The organism is Kribbella sp. NPDC055071 (genome assembly GCF_053608045.1).
On the sequence record NZ_JBSGUS010000014.1, the window covers coordinates 199,391 to 218,633 of the forward strand.

The window sequence follows — 19,243 nt, forward strand, 5'->3', positions numbered from 1 at the left end:
TGTGTGGGGGGGGGGGGGGGGGTGGGGGGCGTGGGGGCGGGGGGGCGGCGGCCCCCCCCCCCCCCCCACCCCCCCCCCCCCCCCCCCCGACCAGGGAAGGACGGCAGCTAGCCCGGAGCCGCTGACCCGAGTGGTCGCGCGCTGAATGTGATCACGTCGGTGGATCGCGCTGGATCGCGCTGGATCGCGCTGGATCGCGCTGGATCGCGGTGGATGGTGGTAGATCGCGGTGGCTGGCGGTGGCTGGCGGTGGCTGGCAGTGGCTGGCAGTGGCTGGCGGTGGCTGGCGGTGGCTGGCGGTGGCTGGCGGTGGGTCGTGGTGGGTGGGGGCTTTCAGGGTGTCGAAATGGGGTGCTCCCTGCGGCACCAGGTTCGGGCTGGTGGATCGGCAGCTGGAACGTTCTGTTCGGGGTGGCGGGGTTCGCTTTGTAGGGAACGGGTTCGGGAGGATTTCCTGCCGGGAACGGGAAGAAATCCGCCCCAACCCGGCTGCGCCGCTCGGTGATTCAGCAGGTGGATGGTTCGGCCGGATGGCGGGGCGGGTGGTGAGGTGACGGTTCGGTGGGGGACTAAGGGTTTGGTGCTTAGGCTCACATCATGAGTGGACTGGACGTTGTACAGGTATGAAGAGGCAAGGGGTGTTGGCCGCTGGGGCGGCTGGGGTGACTGTGGTGTTGTGGGCTTCGGCGTTTGTGGCTATTCGGCATGTGGCTCCGGAGATTTCGGCGGGGGCGCTGTCGTTGGGGAGGCTGTTGGTCGGGAGTGTGCTGCTGGGGGTCTTCGTGTTCGCGCGGCCTCGGCGGTGGCCGGCGCGAGGGGACTGGAAGTTCCTACTGCTGTGCGGGTTGCTGTGGTTCGGCGTCTACAACCTTGCGCTGAATGAAGCCGAGCACCGGCTCGACGCAGGCACGACCGCGATGCTCGTGAACATCGGCCCGCTCCTGATCGCGATCCTGGCCGGACTGCTGCTGCATGAGGGTTTCCCGCGCCAACTGGTGTTCGGGAGCATCGCCGCGTTTGCCGGGGTCGTCCTGATCGGACTCTCATCGTCCAGCGGGACGACTGAGACGTGGGGCGTGGTGCTGTGTCTGGTCGCCGCGGCCGCCTACGCCGTTGGTGTGGTCTCGCAGAAGCCGTTGCTCGCCCGGCTGCCTGCGCTCGAGGTGACCTGGTTGTCGTGCGTGATCGGCGCGGTCGCCTGTCTGCCGTTCGCGCCGGCGCTGGTCCGGGAGACCGCCGATGCGCGGCCGTCGACGATCTGGTGGGTTGTCTTCCTGGGTGCGTTCCCGACCGCGATCGCCTTCACGACCTGGGCTTATGCCTTGGCGCGGACGACGGCCGGCCGGATGGGTGCGACGACGTACCTGGTCCCGCCGTTGACGATCTTCCTCGGCTGGCTGTTGCTCCGCGAGAGCCCGGCACCACTCGCCTACCTCGGCGGCGTGCTCTGCCTGATTGGTGTCGCCATCTCCCGCTACCGCTCGCGCCGCGCCACAGCAGCGATGCCGGCGGTCAACACAGTCAACCCGGACTCGAATCCGGCGTCGAACTCGTAGGCCAGACCCTCCGCACCCAACTCGCCGACGATCCGGACGAGCGTTGGCGCCTGACCGGCGGGGAGTCCCGCCACCCGGGCAACCAGGTCAGGCGCCAACTCAAAGGTCTCGGCGCGGACCGACGCCTCGCCGAGGGTGAACCCGTGGATGAAGTCGACGATCGTGTTGACGGACTCGAAGATCTGCCGCGGTGACAGACCGGCCCGATCGAGTGCTCGGTAGTACGGCTCGACCGTCACGACGACGACCTCAGACACGGCGGACGTGTCCGACAACACCTGCAGCGCAAGGTTCGGATGGGCTCGCAGTGCACTGCGGTACGACCGAGCCGCGGCCTTCAGCTGTTCCTCCCACGGCACACTGTCGCCCGGATCGGACTGCTCGAGATCGGCGAAGACCAACTCCGCCAAACCGGCCAGAACGGCGGCCTTGTTCGGCAAGTGGTGGTAGAGCGACATCGGATTGACCTCGAGCGTCGCCGCGAGCCGCCGCATGGTCAGCGCGTCGATGCCTTCGTCGTCCACGATCCGCAGCGCTGCGGTCAGGATCGCCGTCCGGCTCAGTCGCTCCGCACCGGCCCGAGGCCGCCCGGAGCGCTTGCCAGCATTAACCATACGTCGTATGGTACATAACCATACAGCGTATGAATACCAAAGAGGGTGGCAATCCATGAAGCCGTTGGCGGGGAAGGTGGCGTTGGTGGCGGGCGCGACCAGGGCAGCCGGGCGAGGGATCGCGGTCGAGCTCGGCGCCGCGGGCGCGACGGTGTACGTGACTGGTCGCAGCACCCGGGCCCGACGGTCCGAGATGGACCGGCCGGAGACGATCGAGGAGACCGCCGAGCTTGTCGACGCGGCCGGCGGCCACGGCATCGCCGTACCGGTCGACCATCTCGTGCCCGAGCAGGTGCGCGACCTGATCGACCGGATCCAGCGCGAGCAGGGCGCGCTGCACATCCTCGTGAACGACATCTGGGGCCAGCACAGCGAGCCCGAGTGGGACAAGACCGTCTGGGAGAGCGACCTCGAGAACGGCCTGCGACTGCTGCAACTCGGCGTCCACACCCACGCGATCACCAGCCACTACGCACTGCCGCTGCTGATCAAGTCACCCGGCGGCCTCGTCGTCGAGATGACCGACGGGACGAACGACTACAACGCCACCAACTACCGTGTCTCGTTCTTCTACGACGTAGCGAAGGGCGCGGTCAGCCGGATGGCGTTCGCACTCGCGCACGAGCTCGACCAGTATGACGCGACCGCGGTGCTTCTCACCCCCGGTTGGCTCCGCTCCGAGGCAATGCTCGACGGCTTCGGCGTCACCGAGGCGAACTGGCGCGACGCAACCGAACGCATCCCGCACTTCGCCATCTCGGAGACCCCAAGCTATGTGGGCCGCGCAGTCGCAGCCCTGGCCGCCGATCCCGACGTACGCCGCTGGAACGGCAAATCCACCTCCAGCGAAGAGCTCGCCCGCCACTACAACTTCACCGACCAAGACGGCTCCCAACCGCAAGCCTGGCGGTACATCGTCGAGGTCCAGGACCCAGGCAAGCCCGCCGACACCACCGGCTACCGCTGACCCGCACTACGAGGGGATGAGCATCCAGGTGGCCAGAGCCGCCATCAGGAGCGCGATCCCGCTGTCGAGGTATTGCCAAGCCCGAGGCCGGGCGAAGATCGGCGAGAGCTTCCGCGAGAAGAAACCCAGCGCGAAGAACCAGACGAAGCTGGCGGCAACAGCGCCGAGACCGTAGAACCACCGCCCGTCGGTCCCGCGCTGATTGGCAAGCGACCCCAGGAGTACGACGGTGTCCAGATAGACGTGCGGGTTGAGATACGTGAAGCCCAAGCACGTCAGTACGACGCTGCCGAGCGCGGCCGGAGCGTGGTCAGCTGGGCTCAAGGACCCCGGGTGGAGTGCTCGCTTCGCGGCGAAGATCGCATAGGCGTACAGGAAGGCGGCTCCGCCGAACCGGGCGATCTCGAGGGCCAGATGGCTGCGGGTGAGGAGCGCGCCGAGGCCGGCGATACCACCGGAGACCAGGAGTGCATCGGACAACGCGCAGATCAGGACCACCGGTAGGACGTGCTCGCGGCGGAGGCCCTGGCGGAGGACGAAGGCGTTCTGGGCGCCGATGGCGACGATCAAGGTCAGGGCCGTGGCGAAGCCGGCGAGCAAAGGCATGGTGACGACCTTAGGAAGCTCTCCGCCAACAAACCAGCTAAAGATTCTCAGTACCCATTAGGATCCCTAAGGGAGGCCCGGGCCTGGAAGCTGATGGAAGGGGTCGGTGTGGAGTTCGACTCTGTGCAGTTGGAGACGTTTGCGGCTGTTGTGGACGCCGGCAGCTTCGAGGCGGCGGCGCAGCGGTTGCGAGTGACGGCCTCCGCGGTGAGCCAGCGGATCAAGGCGTTGGAGAGCCGGCTCGGTCAAGTGGTCGTGATGCGGGGAAAGCCCGCTCGGCCGACCGAGGCCGGTGAGGCGCTGCTCCGGCTCGCCCGGCAGGTGAACCTGCTCGAGCTCGACGCGATCACCGCCATCCGCGGCACGGTCGACGCCTTGCGGCTCCCGATCGCGGTGAACGCGGACTCGCTCAACAACTGGTTCCTGCCCGCGATGCTCGACCTGTCCCAAACCCACGAAGCCAGGTTCCTGGTCCACCAGGAGGACGAGGAACACTCCGCCGAGTTCCTCCGCAACGGGACGGTCCTGGCCGCGGTGACCGCCGATCCACGGCCGGTCCAGGGCTGCCGCGTCGTACCGCTCGGCAAGATGCGGTACCTCCCTGTCGCCACTCCCGAGTACGCCGAGCGCTGGCTCAACCACAAGCCCCTGCCGGACGCGCTCGCCGAAGCGCCGATCATCATCTTCAATTCCAAGGATGTCCTGCAGCATCGCCTGATCCGCAAGGTCACCCGCCGGCGGCTCGACCCGCCGACCCACGGCGTCCCGGCCTCCGGACCTTTCCACCAGGCGGTCCGGATCGGTCTGGGCTGGGGGATGATCGAGGACGAGGTCGCCGGACCCGAGCTGGCCGCCGGCCGCCTGGTGGAAGTTGCTCCAGGCAAGTACATCGACGTTCCGCTGTACTGGCAGCACTGGAAGCTCGAGTCCGGGATCCTCGACGCGCTCACGGCCGCGGTGCTGCGGGCCGCTGCGGCAGGCCTTCGTAGGTCTTGAGGTCGATCGCGTTGGCGGCCTTGAAGGGTGCCTGCTCGATCACCTTGCGCCAAGGCAGGTACGGCATCATCCGCAGCGTCAGGTTCCGCAGCTTCATGAACCCCTTGCTCCCCGGGATGAACCACATCGCGCCCTCTTCGGCCAGCTTCTGACAAGCGATGACGAACTTCTTCATCTGCTCGTCGTACGCCGCGAAGGCCTTCACGTAGTCACCACCGGCCGCGCGCAGCTCGCCCGCGAGCACGTACGCACCGACGACGGCCAGGCTCGTCCCCATCCCGGACAGCGGCGAAGCGCAGTACCCGGCATCGCCGACCAGCGCGACGCGCCCGCGCGAGTAGCTGTCCAGCTTGATCTGGGTGATCGAGTCGAAGTAGAAGTCGGGCGCCTGCCGCATCCCCGCGAGCAGCGTCGGCACCTCCCAGCCGATCCCCGCGAAGTTCTGGTCGACGATCGCCTTCTGCGACTCCAGGTTGCGTCGGTCGTAGTCGATCTTCTCCTTGGCGGAGAAGTAGAACAGCGCCTTCGCCTCGGTGTTCTCGCGGGCGCTGTAGGTGCCGACGGCCTTGCCCGGCACGTTCAGGATCTGGCCGCTGTAGTCCAGGTTCAGGTGGTTGGGCACGGTGCTCACCGACACGTAGTAGCCGAGGTTGTGTGCGTACGACGACTCCGCGCCGAAGGTCAGACGCCGTACGTTCGAGTGCTGGCCATCGGCACCGATGACGAGATCGAACCGTCGCCGCAGCCCGCTCTCGAAGACCACATCGACACCCGAGCCGTCGTCGTGCAGGTCCGTGATCGAGTCGCCGAACAGGTACTCGGTGGTGCCGGCGGTCTGCCCGTACAGGATCTCGACCAGGTCGCCGCGAAGGATCTCCAGCTCGCCGCTCAAGGCGCTCGGCGGGGTGGCCGCGACCTTCTTGCCCTGCTCGTTCACGTAGGTGATCTCACCCATGTTGGTGGCCTTCGCCTTGACCGCCTCGAGGATGCCCATCCGCTCGAGCACCGTCATCGACGCGCCGCGGAAATCGACCGCATACCCGCCGGGCCGCGGCGCGGGAGCGCGCTCGACCACCGTCACGGTGTAGCCGTACCGCTGCAGCCAGTACGCCAGAGCCGGACCCGCAACGCTCGCACCGGAAATCAGAACCGTAGTCATCTCAAGCCTCCGAAAGTTGGTTGGTGCGATGACTGTACGACGGTCTTAGACGTTTGTGCAAGACCTTTGTATGAGACAGATGTGCTACGCTCTGTGGATGGGAAATCGGGAGGCGCTGATCGACGGCGCGAAGACGTGTCTGCTGCAGAAGGGGTACGGCCGGACGACCGCGCGCGACATCGCGACCGAGGCCGGCGTCAGCCTGGCGGCGATCGGCTATCACTTCGGTTCGAAGGAAGCGTTGCTGAACGAGGCGATGCGGGTGGCGCTGGACGACTGGGGTGCCGAGCTGGCGCAGACGATGAGCGCCGGGACTGCCGGCGACAACGCACAGGAGCGGTTCGCCGAGACCTGGCGGTTGACCGTCGACAGCCTGTCGGCCCCGGGCGTCCGGGCGCTGTGGACCACGCAGTTCGAGGTGCTCAGCCTCGGCGCGCACATGCCGGAGCTGTTGGCCGAGCTGTCGAAACTCCAGGGCGAGGCCCGCGAAGGAGTCGCGTATCTCTTCGGCGGCGCGGACGCGGACTCGGACCCGGAGACGGTCCAGCGAGTGGGCGCGTTCTTCCAGGCCTTGCTGCTCGGGGTGGTCGCGCTCTACCTCTTCGACCCCGCCAAGGCTCCGACCGGTGAAGACCTGGCCGGCTCGATCCAGCTAGTGGCCGACCGGCTCAAGAAGGACTAGTCCCAGCGCAGAGCCATCGGGTTGTCCGCCGGGATCAGTCCGGCGGACATGAACGTGGCACTGAACGGGCGCACGAGGTCATGGAGTTCCGCGGTCAGCTCGTCGCCGAGCGCGCGCCAGCCCTGCTCGGCCAACGCATCCGTCCTTGCCTCGACGTCCTGTCGCACCGCCCGACCCGCGTCAGTGAGGCCGGCATCGGAGAGCAATCCACGACTGCGCAGGTCGTCCTCGGCGACAGCCCACTCCTCGTCGCTCCACCGCCGGCTGACCTGGAAGACCTGCTTCGACGGCCCACCCGCGGCAGAGATCGTCACCAGCGCCTGACACGGCGTGAGCTCGGCGCTCATCAGCGCGGCCACGTGGCCGTCACCGCGCGACTCGCGGAGCAGAGTTGTGGCCTGCCACAGCACCAGATGCGGCTCGTCCGGCCAGTCCAGCGCGGCGTTGGCGGCAGCAATAGGTCGCCCGGCGATCGGTGCCACCGATGCTGCCTGCCGAGCCACCTCGGCGGCGCGATCAAACGAGGCATCCGGCAACAAACGTCGTACGGCGTTGTCCACGGCAGCCAACCGGGCATCGAGAATCTGTGCGGGGGAGGCCAGACTCCACGCGTCCGGCAACGCACGGCCGACCATCGCCGGGTGGAAGTTGTAGAACACCGCCGCGACCAGCTCTGGCCCGACCGCTCCGAGCGGAGCGGCTCGGCAGGCGAAGTAGCTCATCCAGCCACCCTTGAGGCCGAGGGCGTCGGTTGCCTGCCTGGTGTCCGGAGCGAAGTACGTGATCGCGTGGTAGGGCTCGAGCGTCTTCCACATCTGGCGAGCGCGGCTGTCCCTCATGGCAGCGGACGGTACATCACGTGCAAACCGACGTACCCGAGTCTGGCGTGGTCGAAGGCCTCGGGCACAGTGCCGGCGATCCGGAAGCCGAGCGCCTGCCAGAGGTGAACGGCCGGCTCGTTCGTCTCGACCACCGCGTTGAACTGGATCGATCGGAAGCCCTCGGCCGCCGCCCAGGCGATCATGTCCTCGGCCAGCGCCCGGCCGACCCCCTTGCCGCGGGCCGCCCCGCTGACCATGAAGCTGGCGCTGGCGACATGCGCGCCCGGACCGGGCCGGTTCGGGTACATGTTCGCGCTGCCGAGAATGGTGCCGTCGGCATCGACCGCGACCGTGGTCCGGCTCCGCGTCGCACTCGACGGCGACATCCAGAGCGCCCGCGCCTGCTGCTCGGTGAGCTCCGGGTCGTAGGCGTAGGTCTCCCGGGCGCTGACGATGTCGTGGAAGAACGGCCAGATGGCCGCCCAATCGGCGTCCTTGGCGGTCCTGATCTGCATGCGAGAAGCATCACCCGCACGCCCCTGGATGCCAAGCGCATTCCCGATAGGCTGTCTGGGGATGACCAAAACAGTGCTCCAAGGGTTGCCGCGCTGGAGTTTGGCCGTGCCCCCGCTCGCGTTCGTTGTCCTGCTGCTGTCCTGGGGTCGTGACCTCGGCACAGTGCTGGTGATCCTGGTCTGCGCCGGTCTCGGTGCTGCGGTGATCGCCGCCGTTCATCACGCCGAAGTCGTCGCGCATCGGGTCGGCGAACCGTTCGGCACGCTGATCCTCGCGCTCGCCGTGACGATCATCGAGGTCGCGCTGATCGTGACGCTGATGGCATCCGGTGGCGACAAGGCCGCGTCGCTCGCGCGCGACACCGTGTTCGCCGCGGTGATGATCACCTGCAACGGGATCCTCGGCCTGGCCTTGATCGTCGGTTCGATCAAGCATCACGTCCAGGAGTTCCGGATCCGCGCGTCGAACAGCGCGCTGGCCGTGATGACCGCGCTCGTCACGCTGAGCCTGGTGCTTCCGACGTTCACGACAAGTGCGCCCGGGCAGCAGTTCAGCTCGGCCCAGCTCGCGTTCGCCGGGGTCACGTCGTTGGTGATGTACGGCGTTTTCGTGTTCGTCCAGACGATCCGGCACCGGGACTACTTCCTCCCGGTCACCGCCGAGGACGACAAGGACCAGGACGGTCACGCCGATGCGCCGAGCGGGAAGGTCGCGCTCGTCAGCCTCGGGCTCTTGTTCGTCTGCCTGATCTCGGTGGTCGGGCTCGCGAAGACGGTCTCGCCGAAGCTCGAGTCCGCGGTGGAGTCGGCCGGCGCGCCGCTCGCCGTGGTCGGTGTGGTGATCGCGTTGTTGGTGCTGCTGCCGGAGACGGTTGCCGCAGTCCGCGCGGCACTGCGGAACCGCCTGCAGACCAGCGTCAATCTCGCGCTCGGCTCAGCGCTGGCGAGTATCGGCCTGACCATCCCGGCCATTGCCGTCGCGTCCATCTGGCTGAACGGACCGCTCGTGCTCGGCCTCGGTGGCAAGGAGATGGTCCTGTTCGCGCTGACTGTCGTGACCAGCATGCTCACCCTTGCCACCGGCCGGGCCACCCTGCTTCAGGGTGCCGTCCACCTGATGGTGTTCAGCGCGTTCCTGTTCCTGGCGGTAAGTCCTTGAGGTAGTCCATCACCGCTTGCTGGTGATTGTGCTCGGCCCAGCCGTACGCGGTTCCGCCGTACGACGGATCCCGCTGCTCGGGGTCCGCGCCGAGCTCGATCAGCTTCTTGACCGTGTCCAGGTGACCATGGAACGCGGCCTGATGGATCGGTGCCGACAGCGCGACGATGTTGAGGTCGAAACCGAGGCTCTGCAGCGGTTCCAGGGCTTCGGTCCGGCCGATCTCCGCGGCCCGGATCGGCAGGTGCGGATTGCGGGCAACTGCCCGCGCGGCCAGCTCCGGGCTGAGGTCCGGCGTCTCGCCACGCATGATCGCCGCGAAGACCTCGTGCACCTCGTCCAGCCCGGCCGCACCGCGAGCGCGGAGCAGCTCGGCGATCTCCGTGTGTCCCTGGACGGCGGCCAGTTCGTACGCACGGTGCCCGGCGAAGCCGGGGTGTTCGGTCCCACGCCCCTCCGGATCGATGCCCTGGGCAAGCACCAGCTCGACCCGGTGCAGCAACCCCTCCGACGAAGCGAACACCAACTCGTCCTCCAGGAGCTGCGTCGGCGTCGGATGCGCAGTCGTCATCCGCTCGTGCCACGGACCACCGTCGCCCCGGCCGAGTCCGTACTCGAGCAGGAGCTCCAGGTGCACGTCGTCGTACGGCGGGGGACAGCCGGGACCGCAGTTGTACATCGTCTGGCTGTCATTCGGATCCGCGCCCGCGTCGAGCAGCACGCGGGCGAGCTCGACCCGATCGCGATGCGGTGGTTGATCGCCTTCGCCGCGGCCGAACACGCCGGTCAGCGCGGTGAAGGGCGACGCCATGCCCTGCCAGAGGTAGCCGGCGTTCGGATCCGCGCCGTTCTCCAGCAGCAGTCGCGCGATCTCCACCTGATGTGGCGCGTCGAGCCGGCTGTAGGTCAGGTACAGCAGCGGTTCCCACTGGTACGGGCCGCCTTCGACGCTCGCCTGATCGGCCAGGTCAGCCCGCAACGCGTCGACTTCGCCCGCCACCACCTTCGTGTAGATGTTGCTCTGGGCAACGTCTGGAAAGCGGTCGAGCAGGTCCCGTGCGGATCGTTGCCGCGCCGGATCGTCCTGCCCGTAATGCAAGGTCGCCAGCCGCAGAAACTCGTCAGCGCGCTGCGAAGGGGTGTCGAGTGGTCCACCGACGGCCTGCCGATGCGGCGACCGGCTGTAACGCGTGACCAGCTCGAGGTGCCGCACGATCCGTGGCCAGCTGGGGAATCCGTAGCTGCGGGCGACAACCAGCTGGGCATCGGCCAACGTCTGCACGGGATGGAACTCGGCGGCGAGCGCCACCGCCTCCGGTGAGCCGTCACGGACCTGCTTGAGCAGCGCCTTGGCCTGGTTGTGCAGGTGCTCGAGGTTCGGGTCGTTCGGAAGATTTCGGGTCGGCATAGCGACCTCCTCTCTACGAGCCTGCTGTCCGCGTCGTCAGGCGAGAAAGGAGGTGAACATGCGTCGTACAACCTCGTGACCAGGTGGGCTGAGCCCTTCCCGCGGACCGGTGGCGCCCTGAGCGCCTATCGGCGACTCTAACCCACTAAGGCTTTTCCATCCACCATTCGATGAACTCGTGGGCGCGATCCTTGTCCAGCCGGATCACCCAGAGGTTGCTGAACTCGCCTGGCGGTTCGGTCTGGTACGTCGTCCACCCGCGGACGAAACCGACTCCGTCACCGAAGCCGAGCACCTCGTACTCGAATCGGGTCTCGCCCGGCGCGTCCGAGACCTCCAACCAGGCCTGCACGATCGCATCCCGGCCGAGGACCGGCTCCTCGTCGGGCCTGCGGTACCACGCCGCGTCCTCGGTCCACAGTGCGGCGATGTCACCGGGGTCGTTGGACTCCCAGGCCTTGCGGTACTTGGTGACCCACTTGTCCAGGTCCTTCTCCCGCACGGGTCACCGGAGCCGGCGGTGGTTCAGGACGACCGCGGCCGGGGTGGCCAGGACCTCGGGATGCTCGCGCGGGTCGGCGTCGTACGTGACGAGGTTGCCGGCGCCGGTGAGACCGAGGAACTCCTGGGCTCCGGTCGACGCGGCCGTGATCGCCTGGTCGACGGTCAGGCCGTGCTCCACGAGCAGCTCCATCTCGCGGGCGACGGTCCCGACGATGTCGGACCCGGTCAGGACACGAACGCCGTACTGCGCGGCGAGCGGCAGCACCGACGCCAAATAGTCGGACCGGGCCTGCCGGCGCTTCTCCCGCTCCGGGGTGTCGCCGGGCTCCTTCTCGACCGATGCGCACATCGTCGGGGTCCAGGCGCCGCCGCGGGCTCCGAGGGCCTGCAGGTCCGCTTCGGTGATCGACGTACCGTGCTCGACCGAGTCGACCCCGGCCTCGATCAGGTCGCTGACGAGCTCGCTGGTCACGTGGGACGCGACCCGAGCGCCATGGGCGTGGGCGGTCTCGACCATGGCCTTGATCAGGTCGAGCTCGTACGTCGGCCCGACCAGGCTGCCGCGGACCGGGCCGTTCGCGTCGACCTCGGGGAAGTCGCCGACGAGCTTCAGCCAGGCCGCGCCGTCCGCGATCTCGGTCTCGACCGCGGCGAGGAGGTCCTCGGGGTCGACCGGGGTGTACATCTGCGGAAAGTAGCGGCCGCGGGGTGCGAAGAACCGTCCGGCGGCGATCACGACCGGGCGGCTGTCGTCCTGGGCGGTCGCCAGCTTGAGGGTGACCTCGCGGTTGCCGCCGACGTCGCGCACGGCGCTCACTCCGGCGTCCGCCAGCTCGCCGAGCCGTGCGTTGGCGAAGTCGTCGCCGAACATCGCCGCCTCGCCGTCCTCGCCGTACCCCATGGTCAGGTGGCAGTGCGAGTCCACCAGCCCGGGTACGGCGAAGCGCCCGGGCAACACGTCCGTGGCACCGGACCCGCCGAACGTGAGCCGGGCGGTGTCACCGGCCGGCAGAACGGTTCCTTCGAACACCCAGGTCGTCATGTTCGCCATCCTGCCGCACGAACAGGCCTACCTCGAGCTATTCACCTGTGAGGCCGTCGATGCGTTCGCGGAGCAGGTCGGCGTGGCCGTTGTGGCGCGCGTACTCCTCGATCATGTGGACGTAGAGGTAACGCACCGACTGCACCTCGTCACGTCCTCGCCGGGTGAAGGTGTCGTCGAGGGCGTAGCCGGCCACGATCTCGTTCGACACCTTGATGATCGCGCGGAAGTCCTCGAGGTCCTGCTCGGCCTGGGCGGGGTCGACGAGGTCGAAATCGCCGTCCGCATACTCGTCGGTCCAGTACCTCGCCTGGAAGTCCTGCCCGTCCAGGCAGTGCCGGAACCAGAACTGCTCGACCTCGGTGAGGTGCCGCACCAGGCCGATCAACGACATGCCGGACGGCGCGACCGCGCGCTGGGTGAGCTGCTCGCCGGTGAGCCCGGACACCTTCCACAGCAGCGTGCCGCGGTGGTAGTCGAGATATCCCTGCAGGATGTCGCGCTCGCCGGCGGTGGTGGGCGGGTTCACGCGGAATTCTGTCGTCACGGGGAGAACCTAGCCCGTGATGTGACGAGTGTCCTGTGGATAACCGGAGCGGGTTCAACCAGGTGTGCCGTACACTGAATGTGACGGCCCGCCCAGTTCTGCCTCGGGCCGGTGAGCGCAAACACACTGCGCCAGCAGTCGACCACCACGCGCCGCGGCCCACTGGCCGCGCCGGGCAGGACGACCCCCGACTTTTTGGAGTACCCCATGGCGGCCCGCCGCCCCACGTCTACATCCCGCCAAGCTCAGAACTCCTCTTCTCAATCCGCAACCGCGCGGCCCAACCGCCGTCGCCGTTCCGGTGCCGGACGCAACAAAACCGGCGCACCCCAGTCAACGGTTGCCAATAGCAACAACGTTACCGACGCCGCGCAGTACGACGAGGTCGAGCCGATGGTCATCCCGGACGACCTCACCTTTGCCGCGCTCGGAGTGCCCGACGTGCTGGCGTCCGCGCTCGCCGCGACCGGAGTGACCAAGCCGTTCCCGATCCAGGCGGCGACCCTGCCGGATTCCCTGGCCGGTAAGGACGTTCTCGGTCGCGGCCGGACCGGATCGGGCAAGACCTACGCGTTCGTCCTGCCCGTGCTGGCCCGCCTTGCGACCGGTAGGACCAAGCGCAAGCCGAACCGTCCGCGCGCCCTGATCCTCGCGCCGACCCGCGAGCTCGCCACCCAGATCCAGGCCTCGATCACGCCGCTGGCCGACGCGCTCGACCTGCGCACGATGACGATTTTCGGCGGTGTCGGTCACGGCCCGCAGATCACCGGTCTCCGCAAAGGTGCCGACATCGTCGTCGCGTGCCCCGGCCGGCTCGAGGACCACGTCAAGGCCGGGCACGCCAAGCTCGACTCGGTGGAGATCACCGTGCTCGACGAGGCCGACCACATGGCCGACCTCGGCTTCCTGCCCGCCGTCCGCCGGATCCTCGAGGCGACCCCGTCGACCGCTCAGCGGTTGCTGTTCTCGGCCACGCTGGACGCCGGCGTCGACGTACTGGTTCAGCGGTTCATGAACAACCCGGTGACGCACAGCGTCGACTCGGCGCAGTCGCCGGTGTCGCGGATGACCCACCACGTGCTGCACGTCCAGCCGGCGAACCGGCTCCCGGTCCTCGTCGACCTGACCGCGGCGCCCGGGCGTTCGCTCGTCTTCACCCGGACCAAGTACGGCGCGAAGTCGCTCACCAAGAAGCTGATCGCCCAAGGCGTTCCGGCCGTCGAGCTGCACGGGAACCTCTCCCAGGGCGCCCGCACGCGGAACCTCGAAGCCTTCTCCGACGGCACGGCGAAGACCCTCGTCGCCACCGACATCGCGGCCCGCGGGATCCACGTCGACGACATCGCGCTGGTGATCCACGCCGACCCACCGATCGAGCACAAGGCCTACCTGCACCGCTCCGGCCGCACGGCCCGCGCGGGCGCCGAGGGCACGGTCATCACGCTGATGACCGACGAGCAGGTCCGCGACGTTCGCGATCTGACCCGCAAGGCCGGCATCGCGCCGACGATCACCAAGCTCACCACCGGCGACCCGCTGCTGTCCGAGCTGGCGCCCGGCGAGCGCAGCTATGTCACACCCGTGCTGAAGGCGCCGCAACCGGAAGGCACCGCCCCGTCGACCCGCAAGGCCGGATCGGGTCGCGGGACCGGGCGGCCGGCCCGCGGCAGGGGTCGTTCGAAGTCGCCCAACACCTCGAAGGCCAGTACGTCGAAGGCCGGTGCGTCGAGCGCCGGTGGCTCGAAGGCCGGCGGGTCGAAGCGCAGCAGCGCGCCGAAGACCTACAGCACGAGTACGCCGGGATCCGGCAGCCGTACTGCGGGGGCCGCGGCCTTCTCGGCCGGCACCCGCTCGTCGCGCCGAGGCCGCTGAGCAGGAACCGCGCTACCCGGAAGAGATCGTGACACCTGGTCCTGTCACGATCTCTTCTGACGACTCCTGACAGCGAGGTACTCATGCGGATTCGAACGGTCCTCAACGACCTCCTCCCCGAGGCGCTCGGTGTCTGCGACTCACACGATCACCTGTTCTTCCGGTCGGCGCTCCTGGCCGGACAGGAGCTGGACGACGAGGCCGCCGCGCTGGCCGAAGTTCGCGCGTTCGCGGACGCCGGTGGTCAGGCGATCGTGCAGTGGACGCCGTACGGGTTGGGCCGCCGGGCCGAGCTGTTGCCCGGGATCTCCACCAGGACAGGGATTTCGCTCGTCGCCGCCACCGGTTTGCACCGTCGGGAGCACTATCCTGACGGGTTCGTCGACGAGGTGCGGGATCAGCTCGCGGAGATCTTCGTCCGCGAGCTGACCGTTGGCATCGGCAACAGTTCGGTGCGTGCCGGGCTGATCAAGGTGGCCGGTGGGTTCCACGTACTGGACGAGCACGCGAAGCTGGTGATGCGGGCCGCGGCCGAGGCTCACCACGCGACCGGTGCGGCCATCGCCGTACATCATGAGCTCGGCTCGGCGGCGGACGCCGTACTGGACCTGCTCGTCGACGAGCTCGATGTTCATCCGTTGGCGGTGATCCTCGGGCATTTGAACCGCTTCCCGGATCACCGTGCGCAGCTGGAGTTGGCGAAGCGGGGTGCTTGGCTGGAGTTCGACGGACCGTCGCGGGCCAACAGCGCGACCGATCCGCAGCTGATGGACTGCTTGGCCGCGCTCGTCGATGCGGGGTATGCCGATCGGCTGCTGCTCGGCGGCGATACCACCTCGGCCCGGGCGCGCTCCACCTCCGAAGGTCCGGGCATGCCGTACCTGCTCACGCATCTGCGGCCGAAGATCGCCCGTCACCTGGGTGGAGATGTCGCGGACGCGGTCTTCAAGACGAACCCCGCGCGCGCCTTCGCCACGGACTGGCGCGCCTGACGGTACGTTTCCCGGCATGAAGGAGCGAAGCGAGTTCATCATCAAACACAGTGGGTCTCGTGCCTCATCCGCGCCGGGAGCGAAGCGAGGACGTGGATGAGTTTTGTAGCGCAGGTGTTCGTGGGGATCGCCGGGGTGTTCCACCTCGCGGTGTTTGCGATGGAGAGCCTGTTGTTCTCCAAGCCGAGCACGTACAAGCGGTTCCTGGTCAAGGACGACACCGAGGCGGCGGTCGCGCGGCCGTGGGCGTTCAACCAGGGCTTCTACAACCTGTTCCTCGCCATCGGCGCGCTCGGCGGGCTGATCTGGAGCGGCGACAAGGGACACGCGATCGCGCTGTTCGCCTGTGCGTGCATGGCCGGCGCCGGCATCGTGCTGATCGCCTCGGACCGCCGGATGGCCCGCGCCGCCGCGACCCAGGCCGTCCCGCCGATCATCGCCCTGGTCCTCGCGGCGATCCTCTGATCGTTGCCCGCTACGCTGTGAACCGCCCGGATGACTCGACAGAAGGTGGTTGCGGCTTGACGGCGCAGGATTCCCTCCCGACCCCACCACCTCGATCACTCACACTGGTCGCCCACGCGCTCACACCCTCGCTGCGGGGGCTCGTCCTCGGTGGCGACGGCGAGCCGGATCCGGCGAGTGTCGAGGCTGCGGGCGAGCTGAAGCTCGAGGCTGACGTGGTGTACGCCGGTCCCGAGCAGGCCGCCGTACGTACTGCGGAGGCACTGGGCCTGGTCCCGGCGCTTGAGCCCGCCCTGCGAGACCGCGAGTACGGCGACTGGACCGGTCGCGGGCTCGAGGAGCTGCTCGCCGAGGACCCGGCCCGGGTGTCGGTGTGGCTCGAGCGTCCGCACACCGCGACCCCGGGTGGCGAGAGCGAGAACGATGTCCTCGCGCGGGTCGCGGACTGGCTCGGTGACCTGGGTCAGCTCGGCGAGGAACGCCGTACGATCGTCGCCGTCGTGCATCCCGCAGTGGTCCGGGCGATCGTGCTCTACGTCCTCGACGCCCCCGCGGAGTCACTGCGCCACGTGGACATCCGGCCACTGGCCACGGTCAGCCTCGCTGCACTCGCCGGCTCCTGGTCCCTGACCCTCGGGGGTTAGCTGCGTCCTGGTCTCTGGCCATCGGGGGAGCTAGCTGGTTGCGTCTCGCTCCGCTTGGCTTCGCAGGACGCAGAACTCGTTGCCTTCGGGGTCGTGCATGACGACCCAGCCCGTGCCGTCAGGGTTGCGGAGGTCGTTGGCGATGGTGGCGCCGAGGGCGAGGATGCGCTCGACCTCCTCGTCGCGGGGGATATCGGGCTCGAGGTCGAGGTGGACGCGATTCTTGACGGCCTTCACGTCGTCGTTCTGCTCGAACAGCAGGGTCATGGCGTCGGTGACGACCAGCGCCGCGGGATCACCGGGGTGGTCGTCGTCGGGGCGGGGCACGTCGAGCACCTGCAGCCAGAAGCCGGCCAGCTCGTACGGATCGCGGGTGTCGAAGGTGACCGTGCGCACGCGGGAAGTCATGGGCAGACCCTACTTCTGGAAGAGCAGTCGGTCGTCGGGAATTTCGGTCGCCAGGTACGGCGCGAAGCCGGCCGCGACCGCGAGTGCCGTGAGGGCGGGCGCGGTCCAGCGGTGGACGTGGACGTTCATCGGGCGGCCGCCGTACCCGGAGGTCTTGTGGGTGCTCTCCTCGCCGACGTGAAATCCCATCAGCAGGACACCGCCGGGCGCGAGGACGCGATAGAACTCGGCGAAGGCCTGCGGTACGACGTCGCGGGGGAGGTGGATGATCGACCACCAGGACACGACACCCGAGGCCGAGCCGTCGGCGAGGTCCAGTGCGGTCATCGAGCCGACGCGGAAGTCGAGCTCAGGACGGTCGCGGCGGGCGACCTCGATCATCCCGGGTGACAGGTCGATGCCGGTCACCCGCAGGCCGCGCTCGGCCAGCATGCCGGTGGTCCGACCCGGCCCGCAGCCGACGTCGAGCACCCTGCGTCCGCTGCCCGCGACGAGCTTGACGAGCAGGTCGAAGGCCTCGTCCTCCCAGTCGGCGCCGTCGACCACAAGCTCGGCGTAGGACGAGGCGACGGTGTCGTAGGACGTACGGATGTCGGCGAGAAAGTCTGTCACCCGGCCGACCCTAGAGCCGACCGGGGACAGTTTTGATCAAGCCTTACCCAGGGCCTGCTTCTGCTTGCCGAGCCTCTGGATCTCCATCTCCATCGTGTCGCCGGGCACCAGGAACGGGAACCGGCCGGACAGCGCGACGCCCTCCGGAGTGCCGGTGTTGAGGATGTCGCCCGGGCTCAGCACCATGTACTGCGAGAGGTCGCGGATCAGCGCCGCCACCGAGAAGACCATGTCCCGGGTGTTCGAGTCCTGTCGCGGCTCGCCGTTCACCCAGGACTTCAGGTCGAGGTTGGTCGGGTCCACCTCGTCGGCCGGGACCAGCGCCGGGCCGAGCGGGTTGAACGTCTCGCAGCACTTGCCTTTGGACCACTGCCCGCCGGACACCTCGATCTGGAACGCCCGCTCGGAGACGTCGTTCGAGACGGTGTATCCGGCGACGCAGGCGAGCGCCTCCTCGTCGGTCTCGAGATACCGGGCCGGCTTGCCGATGACAACGGCGAGCTCGACCTCCCAGTCGGTCTTGACCGAGCCGCGGGGGACCAGTACGTCGTCGTTCGGGCCGACGACCGTGTTCGGGTGCTTGAAGAAGACGATCGGCTGTTTCGGCGGCTCGGCGCCGGACTCGGCCGCGTGGGCCGCATAGTTCATGCCGATGCAGACGACCGCGCCCGGTCGGGCGATCGGGGCGCCGATCCGCAGGCCGTCGGTGTCGGCGACGGGTAGTTCGCCGGCCTCCAGGGCGGCGCGCGTACGGGCGATGCCGTCGGCGGCCAGGAACGCGCCGTCGATGTCACGGGTGATCGGGCTCAGGTCATGGACGGTGCCGTCGGCGGCGCGCACGTACGGGCGCTCCTCGCCGACCGCGCCGAGGCGCAGCAGTTCCACAGATGTCTCCCTGGGTGGCGGTTGGGGTCAGCTCTTGGTGGCAGGATCCTGGTCGAAGATGGGTCGCAGCCGGGCCCGGGAGGCCTCGATATGCGCCCGCATCGCCGCGGCCGCGTCCTGGGGATCGCCCTTGCGGACCGCGGCCACGACCGTCTTGTGTTCGCGCAACGCCTTCGTCGCGATGCCGCCACCGTAGTACAGCCGGAACAGGTGCAGGTGGCAGTGCGTCCGCGCGAAGGACAGCCGGGCGGTCTCGTTACCGGACAGCTCCAGCACCAGGTCATGGAAGCGCTGGTCGTGCGCGGCCATGGCGCGGTAGCTCTCGTACGCCGGTCGATCCGGTACGTCGGTGTAGCTCAGCATCTCGGCCTTGAGCCGGGCCAGGTCGTCGGCGCCGGCCCGCTCGGCGGCACGTCCGGCCGCCCATGGCTCGATGTGCAGCCGATATTCGAACAGGTCCTCGAACTCGGCCCGCGACAGCCGGGACGAGACCCGGTACCCGCGCAGCGGCTCCTTGATCACCAGCCCGTCCGACTCCAGCCGGGCCAGCGACTCGCGGATCGGCGTCTGGGAGATGCCCAGCTCGCGGGTCAACGCGTCGATGTTCAGCCGGGTGCCCGGCTCGACCACACTGTCCATGATCAGGCCCTTGACCGTTTCATAGACGTCGTCACTCAGTACCTGTCGCTGGGGCAGGCGCGTGAGCTGCCCCGCCAGACCCACATGCGCATCCGTCACTGTCGCTCCTCCCGGGAAGCTATTCTGCCCGACCCGCATCGTTACCTGGGC

At 68.4% G+C, this 19,243-nt stretch carries 22 protein-coding genes; 9 read left to right on the plus strand and 13 right to left on the minus strand.

Features of this window, described 5'->3' with window-relative positions:
- Positions 1–623: 623 nt before the first annotated feature.
- Entirely contained in the window at positions 624–1,556 is a 933-nt protein-coding gene (locus ACWF4Z_RS23725; RefSeq protein ID WP_452245304.1) for a DMT family transporter, read from the plus strand.
- On the opposite strand, the gene ACWF4Z_RS23730 is transcribed toward ACWF4Z_RS23725, so the two are convergent.
- Positions 1,475–2,170 (minus strand): TetR/AcrR family transcriptional regulator, encoded by a 696-nt coding sequence (locus tag ACWF4Z_RS23730; protein WP_452245305.1) that lies wholly within the window; start codon positions 2,168–2,170, stop codon positions 1,475–1,477. The two genes, ACWF4Z_RS23725 and ACWF4Z_RS23730, sit on opposite strands and share 82 nt — an antisense overlap.
- A 55-nt stretch (positions 2,171–2,225) precedes the next feature.
- Between ACWF4Z_RS23730 and ACWF4Z_RS23735 the strand changes: the two genes are divergently transcribed.
- On the plus strand, positions 2,226–3,137 hold the full coding sequence (locus ACWF4Z_RS23735; protein WP_452245306.1) for an SDR family oxidoreductase: 912 nt from the start codon (positions 2,226–2,228) through the stop codon (positions 3,135–3,137).
- A 6-nt stretch (positions 3,138–3,143) separates the two neighbouring features.
- Here the strand turns inward: ACWF4Z_RS23735 and ACWF4Z_RS23740 are convergent, their stop codons facing one another.
- Positions 3,144–3,743, minus strand: a complete 600-nt coding sequence (locus tag ACWF4Z_RS23740) for a LysE/ArgO family amino acid transporter (RefSeq protein WP_452245307.1) — start codon at positions 3,741–3,743, stop codon at positions 3,144–3,146.
- Positions 3,744–3,851: 108 nt separating this feature from the next.
- On the opposite strand from ACWF4Z_RS23740, the gene ACWF4Z_RS23745 reads away from it, so the two are divergent.
- The gene (locus ACWF4Z_RS23745; protein ID WP_452245308.1) at positions 3,852–4,739 is read left to right on the plus strand and encodes a LysR family transcriptional regulator ArgP; all 888 of its coding nucleotides are present in this window, start codon (positions 3,852–3,854) and stop codon (positions 4,737–4,739) included.
- Here ACWF4Z_RS23745 and ACWF4Z_RS23750 read toward each other — a convergent pair.
- Positions 4,690–5,898, minus strand: a complete 1,209-nt coding sequence (locus tag ACWF4Z_RS23750; RefSeq protein WP_452245309.1) for an FAD-dependent monooxygenase — start codon at positions 5,896–5,898, stop codon at positions 4,690–4,692. The two genes, ACWF4Z_RS23745 and ACWF4Z_RS23750, sit on opposite strands and share 50 nt — an antisense overlap.
- A 97-nt stretch (positions 5,899–5,995) precedes the next feature.
- Between ACWF4Z_RS23750 and ACWF4Z_RS23755 the strand changes: the two genes are divergently transcribed.
- The gene (locus ACWF4Z_RS23755) at positions 5,996–6,580 is read left to right on the plus strand and encodes a TetR/AcrR family transcriptional regulator (RefSeq protein ID WP_452245310.1); all 585 of its coding nucleotides are present in this window, start codon (positions 5,996–5,998) and stop codon (positions 6,578–6,580) included.
- Here the strand turns inward: ACWF4Z_RS23755 and ACWF4Z_RS23760 are convergent.
- Both ACWF4Z_RS23760 and ACWF4Z_RS23765 read right to left on the minus strand, forming a co-directional pair.
- The gene (locus ACWF4Z_RS23760; RefSeq protein ID WP_452245311.1) at positions 6,577–7,419 is read right to left on the minus strand and encodes an SCO6745 family protein; all 843 of its coding nucleotides are present in this window, start codon (positions 7,417–7,419) and stop codon (positions 6,577–6,579) included. The two genes, ACWF4Z_RS23755 and ACWF4Z_RS23760, sit on opposite strands and share 4 nt — an antisense overlap.
- Positions 7,416–7,916 (minus strand): N-acetyltransferase family protein, encoded by a 501-nt coding sequence (locus ACWF4Z_RS23765; RefSeq protein ID WP_452245312.1) that lies wholly within the window; start codon positions 7,914–7,916, stop codon positions 7,416–7,418. Before ACWF4Z_RS23765 ends, ACWF4Z_RS23760 begins: the two co-directional genes overlap by 4 nt.
- Positions 7,917–7,977: 61 nt before the next feature.
- On the opposite strand from ACWF4Z_RS23765, the gene ACWF4Z_RS23770 reads away from it, so the two are divergent.
- On the plus strand, positions 7,978–9,075 hold the full coding sequence (locus ACWF4Z_RS23770; RefSeq protein ID WP_452245313.1) for a calcium:proton antiporter: 1,098 nt from the start codon (positions 7,978–7,980) through the stop codon (positions 9,073–9,075).
- Here the strand turns inward: ACWF4Z_RS23770 and ACWF4Z_RS23775 are convergent.
- The 4 genes from ACWF4Z_RS23775 to ACWF4Z_RS23790 all read right to left on the minus strand — a co-directional run bounded on the left by ACWF4Z_RS23775 (position 9,041) and on the right by ACWF4Z_RS23790 (position 12,576).
- A complete protein-coding gene (locus tag ACWF4Z_RS23775; protein WP_452245314.1) occupies positions 9,041–10,483 on the minus strand; it encodes an ankyrin repeat domain-containing protein in 1,443 nt (480 codons plus the stop codon). The two genes, ACWF4Z_RS23770 and ACWF4Z_RS23775, sit on opposite strands and share 35 nt — an antisense overlap.
- 145 nt (positions 10,484–10,628) lie before the next feature.
- A complete protein-coding gene (locus ACWF4Z_RS23780) occupies positions 10,629–10,985 on the minus strand; it encodes a YybH family protein (protein ID WP_452245315.1) in 357 nt (118 codons plus the stop codon).
- 3 nt (positions 10,986–10,988) lie between these two features.
- A complete protein-coding gene (locus tag ACWF4Z_RS23785) occupies positions 10,989–12,029 on the minus strand; it encodes an amidohydrolase family protein (RefSeq protein ID WP_452245316.1) in 1,041 nt (346 codons plus the stop codon).
- Positions 12,030–12,066: 37 nt separating this feature from the next.
- Positions 12,067–12,576, minus strand: coding sequence for a DinB family protein (locus ACWF4Z_RS23790; protein ID WP_452245317.1), 510 nt, complete (start codon positions 12,574–12,576; stop codon positions 12,067–12,069).
- Positions 12,577–12,969: 393 nt separating this feature from the next.
- Here ACWF4Z_RS23790 and ACWF4Z_RS23795 point away from each other — a divergent pair, with 393 nt between their 5' ends.
- The 4 genes from ACWF4Z_RS23795 to ACWF4Z_RS23810 all read left to right on the plus strand — a co-directional run bounded on the left by ACWF4Z_RS23795 (position 12,970) and on the right by ACWF4Z_RS23810 (position 16,549).
- Positions 12,970–14,448, plus strand: coding sequence for a DEAD/DEAH box helicase (locus ACWF4Z_RS23795; protein WP_452245318.1), 1,479 nt, complete (start codon positions 12,970–12,972; stop codon positions 14,446–14,448).
- An 83-nt stretch (positions 14,449–14,531) separates the two neighbouring features.
- A complete protein-coding gene (locus ACWF4Z_RS23800; RefSeq protein WP_452245319.1) occupies positions 14,532–15,440 on the plus strand; it encodes a phosphotriesterase family protein in 909 nt (302 codons plus the stop codon).
- 96 nt (positions 15,441–15,536) lie between these two features.
- A complete protein-coding gene (locus ACWF4Z_RS23805; protein WP_452245320.1) occupies positions 15,537–15,905 on the plus strand; it encodes a DUF1304 domain-containing protein in 369 nt (122 codons plus the stop codon).
- A gap of 56 nt (positions 15,906–15,961) precedes the next feature.
- Positions 15,962–16,549, plus strand: a complete 588-nt coding sequence (locus tag ACWF4Z_RS23810) for a histidine phosphatase family protein (RefSeq protein ID WP_452245321.1) — start codon at positions 15,962–15,964, stop codon at positions 16,547–16,549.
- 30 nt (positions 16,550–16,579) lie between these two features.
- Here ACWF4Z_RS23810 and ACWF4Z_RS23815 read toward each other — a convergent pair whose 3' ends face one another.
- The 4 genes from ACWF4Z_RS23815 to ACWF4Z_RS23830 are packed head-to-tail and all read right to left on the minus strand — an operon-like array spanning position 16,580 to position 19,192.
- Entirely contained in the window at positions 16,580–16,957 is a 378-nt protein-coding gene (locus tag ACWF4Z_RS23815; protein WP_452245322.1) for a VOC family protein, read from the minus strand.
- Positions 16,958–16,966: 9 nt separating this feature from the next.
- Positions 16,967–17,569, minus strand: a complete 603-nt coding sequence (locus ACWF4Z_RS23820) for a class I SAM-dependent methyltransferase (protein ID WP_452245323.1) — start codon at positions 17,567–17,569, stop codon at positions 16,967–16,969.
- A 36-nt stretch (positions 17,570–17,605) separates the two neighbouring features.
- The gene (locus ACWF4Z_RS23825) at positions 17,606–18,454 is read right to left on the minus strand and encodes a fumarylacetoacetate hydrolase family protein (RefSeq protein WP_452245324.1); all 849 of its coding nucleotides are present in this window, start codon (positions 18,452–18,454) and stop codon (positions 17,606–17,608) included.
- Between the two features lie 27 nt (positions 18,455–18,481).
- On the minus strand, positions 18,482–19,192 hold the full coding sequence (locus tag ACWF4Z_RS23830; RefSeq protein ID WP_452245325.1) for a GntR family transcriptional regulator: 711 nt from the start codon (positions 19,190–19,192) through the stop codon (positions 18,482–18,484).
- Positions 19,193–19,243: the final 51 nt, after the last annotated feature.

Bases quoted from the DNA above. Each gene is read 5' to 3' on its own strand.
- ACWF4Z_RS23795 (WP_452245318.1), top strand. From the start codon at position 12,970: ATGGTCATCCCGGACGACCTCACCTTTGCCGCGCTCGGAGTGCCCGAC.
- ACWF4Z_RS23805 (WP_452245320.1), top strand. From the start codon at position 15,537: ATGAGTTTTGTAGCGCAGGTGTTCGTGGGGATCGCCGGGGTGTTCCAC.
- ACWF4Z_RS23775 (WP_452245314.1), bottom strand. From the start codon at position 10,483: ATGCCGACCCGAAATCTTCCGAACGACCCGAACCTCGAGCACCTGCAC.
- ACWF4Z_RS23740 (WP_452245307.1), bottom strand. From the start codon at position 3,743: ATGCCTTTGCTCGCCGGCTTCGCCACGGCCCTGACCTTGATCGTCGCC.
- ACWF4Z_RS23785 (WP_452245316.1), bottom strand. From the start codon at position 12,029: ATGACGACCTGGGTGTTCGAAGGAACCGTTCTGCCGGCCGGTGACACC.
- ACWF4Z_RS23760 (WP_452245311.1), bottom strand. From the start codon at position 7,419: ATGAGGGACAGCCGCGCTCGCCAGATGTGGAAGACGCTCGAGCCCTAC.
- ACWF4Z_RS23725 (WP_452245304.1), top strand. From the start codon at position 624: ATGAAGAGGCAAGGGGTGTTGGCCGCTGGGGCGGCTGGGGTGACTGTG.
- ACWF4Z_RS23735 (WP_452245306.1), top strand. From the start codon at position 2,226: ATGAAGCCGTTGGCGGGGAAGGTGGCGTTGGTGGCGGGCGCGACCAGG.
- ACWF4Z_RS23815 (WP_452245322.1), bottom strand. From the start codon at position 16,957: ATGACTTCCCGCGTGCGCACGGTCACCTTCGACACCCGCGATCCGTAC.
- ACWF4Z_RS23765 (WP_452245312.1), bottom strand. From the start codon at position 7,916: ATGCAGATCAGGACCGCCAAGGACGCCGATTGGGCGGCCATCTGGCCG.
- ACWF4Z_RS23800 (WP_452245319.1), top strand. From the start codon at position 14,532: ATGCGGATTCGAACGGTCCTCAACGACCTCCTCCCCGAGGCGCTCGGT.
- ACWF4Z_RS23770 (WP_452245313.1), top strand. From the start codon at position 7,978: ATGACCAAAACAGTGCTCCAAGGGTTGCCGCGCTGGAGTTTGGCCGTG.
- ACWF4Z_RS23755 (WP_452245310.1), top strand. From the start codon at position 5,996: ATGGGAAATCGGGAGGCGCTGATCGACGGCGCGAAGACGTGTCTGCTG.
- ACWF4Z_RS23750 (WP_452245309.1), bottom strand. From the start codon at position 5,898: ATGACTACGGTTCTGATTTCCGGTGCGAGCGTTGCGGGTCCGGCTCTG.
- ACWF4Z_RS23730 (WP_452245305.1), bottom strand. From the start codon at position 2,170: ATGGTTAATGCTGGCAAGCGCTCCGGGCGGCCTCGGGCCGGTGCGGAG.